The organism is Actinospica durhamensis (assembly GCF_018139695.1).
Taxonomy (GTDB): Bacteria; Actinomycetota; Actinomycetes; order Streptomycetales; family Catenulisporaceae; genus Actinospica; species Actinospica durhamensis.
The window spans coordinates 1-4,507 of record NZ_JAGSOG010000431.1 but is presented as its reverse complement, the minus strand read 5'-3'; the positions used below and the strand labels follow the sequence as shown (position 1 = coordinate 4,507).

At 70.7% G+C, this 4,507-nt stretch carries 3 protein-coding genes; 2 read left to right on the top strand and 1 reads right to left on the bottom strand.

What is annotated here, in order from left to right:
- The first annotated feature begins 201 nt into the window (after positions 1 to 201).
- Positions 202 to 2,367, top strand: coding sequence for a cellulose binding domain-containing protein (locus tag KDL01_RS39210; RefSeq protein WP_212533797.1), 2,166 nt, complete (start codon positions 202 to 204; stop codon positions 2,365 to 2,367).
- Between the two features lie 200 nt (positions 2,368 to 2,567).
- Positions 2,568 to 3,629 carry an ATP-dependent DNA ligase gene (locus KDL01_RS39205; protein WP_212533796.1) on the top strand — a complete coding sequence of 354 codons (1,062 nt, stop codon included), beginning with the start codon at positions 2,568 to 2,570 and terminating at the stop codon, positions 3,627 to 3,629.
- Positions 3,630 to 3,637: 8 nt separating this feature from the next.
- Here KDL01_RS39205 and KDL01_RS39200 read toward each other — a convergent pair.
- A partial coding sequence (locus KDL01_RS39200; protein ID WP_212533795.1) for a DNA polymerase domain-containing protein occupies positions 3,638 to 4,507 on the bottom strand: 870 nt, incomplete at its 5' end.

Sequence of the window (4,507 nt, the reverse complement as noted above, 5' to 3'; positions counted from 1 at the left end):
CCGCCGTCCGGTGCCCGCGCCGCCGTCCGCGCCGCACGTTGACCCCCCACCCCCGCGGTTCTAACTTCCCGGAGCGGACCTTCCCACGACCTGCGCGAAGGTCTCCGTTTGCCCTCAGGCCCACAGCCCGCGTTCCGCGTCCGACCCCTCGTGACACGGCCGCGCGCCCGGCCCTCTTCCTTTGAGCAAGGAGGAACCTTCGTGTCGATCAGAACGACGCCGCTCCGGTCCCCCCGCACCGCCCTGGCCGCGGGCCTCGCGCTCGTCGCGGCCGCCGTCCTGCCCGCCGCGGCCGCCTCCCCGGCCGCGGCGGCCAGCGCGGTGTCCGTCACGGTGAACGCCACCACCGGGCTCGGCACCGTCCCGGCCAGCGGGATCGGACTCAACACGGCCGTGTACGACGGCAACATGAACGACTCTGCCGCGGCCGGCCTGATCAAGGCCGCGGGCATCGACGCCCTGCGCTACCCGGGCGGCTCCTACGCTGACATCTACAACTGGCAGACCAACGTCGCCCAGGGCGGCTACGACGCGGGCAACACGAACTTCGCCGACTTCATGGCCACCGCGCAGTCGGCCGGGGCCAGCCCGATCATCACCACGAACTACGGCACCGGCACGGCCGCGCTGGCCGCCGCGTGGGTGCAGGACGCCGACGTGACCAACAACTACGGCATCCAGTACTGGGAGGTCGGCAACGAGGTCTACGGCAACGGCACCTACGGCGCCGACTGGGAGGCCGACAGCCACTGCACCACCTCCGCCTCGGGCGGCGCGGTCACCATCGGCAGCGAGCCGGCCCAGACCTACAACTGCGGGCCGAGCGTCTACGCGAGCAACCTGCTCGGCTACATCTCCGCCATGAAGGCGGTGGACTCGAAGATCCACGTGTGCGCCGTGCTGACCACCCCCGGCTTCTGGCCGGACGGGGTGACCAACGCGACCACCAGCCCGCTGCCGTGGAACCAGACGGTCCTGAGCGCCCTCGGCTCGAAGACCGACTGCGTCATCGTGCACTACTACCCGGCCTACTCGGGCATGACCACCGCGCAGATGCTGGCCACCACCACCGACATCTCCGGCATCGTCAGCAGCCTGAAGACCGAGATCACCCAGTACGCCGGGGTGAACGCGGCGAACGTGCCGATCATCGTCACCGAGACCAACAACACCATCGACACCGACACCCAGCCCGCCGCCCTGTTCAGCGCGGACATGTACATGTCCTGGCTGGAGGACGGGGTCTCCAACGTGGACTGGTGGGACCAGCACAACGGCCCCGGCACCCCCAGCACCGTCGACGGCGCGCAGGACTACGGCGACTACGGCATGTTCTCCAGCGGCGGCAACAGCAGCGGCGTCACCGAGCCCGCGCTCGACACCCCGTTCGCCTCGTACTACGGCGTGCAGATGCTGACCAAACTCATCGCGACCGGCGACGAGATGGTCAACTCCAGTTCCGGCAACACCCTCGTGCGCGTGCACGCGGTCAGGAAGGCGAACGGCAGCCTCAGCGTCCTGATCGACAACGAGGATCCGTCGAACTCGTACACGGTGAACCTGGCCTACAACGGCTACACCCCGTCCGGCACCACCACCGTCTACACCCTCGGCAACAACGCGACCTCGACCACCTCGGCGACCCAGAGCTCCGCGTCCTCGGTGACGGTGGCTCCCTACACCCTCACCGTGCTGCAGATCCCCGGCAGCGGCAGCACCGTGGCCACGGCCCCGAGCGCGCCCGGCCAGCCGACCGTCGCGAACCTGACCTCGAGCACGTCCAGCAACACCTCCGGCTCCGCGACGCTGAGCTGGCCCGCGTCCACGGCTGGCACCTACCCGGTGGCGAAGTACCAGGTCTACCAGATCTCCAGTACCGGAACGAGCACGCTGGTGGCCAGTCCGACCACCACCAGCCTCGCCCTGAGCGGCCTGACGATCGGGCAGAGCTACAGCTACGACGTGATCGCCGTGGACAGCCAGGGCAATCCGTCCCTGCCCTCGGCCACCGAGACCTTCACCGTCCCACCGCCCGCCAACGCCACCTGTTCCGTCCACTACTCCATCTCCAGCGCCTGGACCGGCGGCTTCGGCGCCACCATCACCCTCACCGACAACGCCGCCACCGCCATCAACAACTGGACCCTGACCTACACCTGGCCCAACGCCGGCGAAGCGGTCCAGTCCGGCTGGGACGGCACCTGGACCCAGTCCGGCCTCAACGTCACCGTCACCGCCGCGAGCTGGAACTCCACCATCGCCGCCAACGGCGGCTCCGTCGGCATCGGCTTCAACGGCACCGACACCGGCCAGGACGGCGCCCCCACCGCCTTCTGGATCAACGGAAACATCTGCTCGAACAACTGAGCCGAGCCGCCCGGCCGCCTTTCATGGCGGCCAGAGCCCGGGGGACGGCGCGTGCACCCGCGCGCCGTCCCCCGTCCCCCTTCGCCGGTACGTCGCTCGCCCCTCCTCACCGATTCGGCCGCCAGCGGATGCCGCCCCCCGCCCCGGCATGATCCGCTGGTCCGAACGACCACCAGCGAGCCGGCGAGGATGAGCGAGCGATGGCACTGCCGGTCACGTCCCCGATCGAGCCGATGCTCGCCAAGTCCGCGGCGACCGTGCCGACCGGCGGCTACCTCTACGAGCCCAAGTGGGACGGCTTCCGCTGCCTGGTGTTCCGCGACGGCGACGACATCGAGCTGGGCAGCCGCGGCGGCAAGCCGCTCACGCGCTACTTCCCCGAGCTGGTCGCCTCCCTGGCCGAGGCGTTGCCGCCGCGCTGTGTGCTGGACGGCGAGATCGTGGTGGTCCAGGGCAGCCGACTCGACTTCGACCGGCTCAGTGACCGCATCCACCCCGCCGCGTCCCGGATCCGGCTGCTGGCCGCCGAGACCCCGGCCACCTTCGTGGCCTTCGACCTGCTCGCCGCCGGCGACGAGGACCTGACGGGCCGTCCGCTGGCCGAGCGGCACGAGGCACTGACCCGCCTGTTCGCGCCGCACCCGCACGTGCGCGTCTCCCGCGCCACCGAGGACGTCGAGCTCGCCCGGACCTGGTTCGAGACCTTCGAGGGCGCCGGCCTCGACGGCGTCGTGGCCAAGCCGCTGGCCGACCCGTACCGCCCGGGCGAACGCGCCATGGTGAAGATCAAGCACGAGCGCACGGCCGACGTCGTCGTGGCCGGATACCGCCTGCACAAGAGCGGCCCGGTGGTCGGATCGCTGATGCTGGGCCTGTATCTCGAAGACGGCGTGCTCAACTACGTCGGCGGCGCGAGCGCGTTCACCATGGCCCGCCGCGCCGCCCTCGTCGACGAACTCGTGCCGCTGGTGGCCGACGAAGGGCAGGAGCACCCCTGGGTCGGCGAGGACGACGGCGCCCACCGCCGCCCGGGCACGCTCAACCGCTGGAATGCGGCCAAGGACAGATCCTTCGTGGCGCTGCGCCCGGAGCGGGTGTGCGAGGTGCGCTACGACCAGCTGCAGGCCGACCGCTTCCGCCACAACGCCCGCTTCGTCCGCTGGCGCCCCGACCGCGAACCCGCCTCCTGCGGCTACGACCAACTCGACGTCCCCGCCGCCTACGACCTGGCCGACGTCCTAGGCCCCGAAGGCTCCGCGTAGCAGCCCCGTCATTCCCCCGACGGCTCATCATCGTGCCGCGCCTTCGAGGGCTGAACCCGCTTGGGTTCCCCCGGCATCTTCGGGAACTCGGGCGGATACGGCAGATCGCCGAGCCCCCGCTCGTGCTCGTCCCGATCCGCCATCTCCAACAGCGCGTCCAGCGTCGCCACCGCGTCGTCGATGCCCGCGTGCGCGTCGCCCCGCGAGGCGAACAGAGCAGGCACCGTGCGCACCGTGAAGTCCTCCGGCGCGATGTCGGGCAGATCCTCCCAGCGCACCGGCATCGAGACCCGCGCATCCGGCTCGGCCCGAGTGGAGTACGCGGCGGCCAGCATCCGGTCCCGCGCCATCTGGTTGAAGTCGGTGAAGATCCGCTCCCCGCGCTCCTCCTTCCACCAGGAGGTCGTGATCAGGTCAGGCCGCCGGCGCTCCAGCTCGCGCGCAAGCGCGATGATCGCCCGCCGCGTCTCGATGAACGACCAGCGCGGCTCGATCCGCACCAGCAGGTGCAGCCCCCGCCCACCAGAGGTCTTCACGAACGGCACCATCCCGAGCTCCGTCAACAGCGCCCTGGCCTCAGTAGCCGCCTCAACCGCCTCGGCGAAGTCCGTCCCCGGCTGCGGATCGAGGTCCAGCCGCAGCTCGTCGGGATGGTCCACATCCTCCCGCCGCACCGGCCAGGGATGCAGCTCCAGGGCGTTCATCTGCACCGCCCACACCGCCGTGGCCGGCTCCGTCACGCACACCTCGTGCCCGGTACGCCCGCTCGGAAAGGTCACCCGAGCCGTCTGCACCCACTCCGGCATCCCCTTGGCCGGCGCATGCTTCGTATAGAACGAACTCCCCCCGTCCAGCCCACCCGGAAACCGATGCAGCGC

Bases quoted from the DNA above. Each gene is read 5' to 3' on its own strand.
- KDL01_RS39205 (WP_212533796.1), top strand. From the start codon at position 2,568: ATGGCACTGCCGGTCACGTCCCCGATCGAGCCGATGCTCGCCAAGTCC.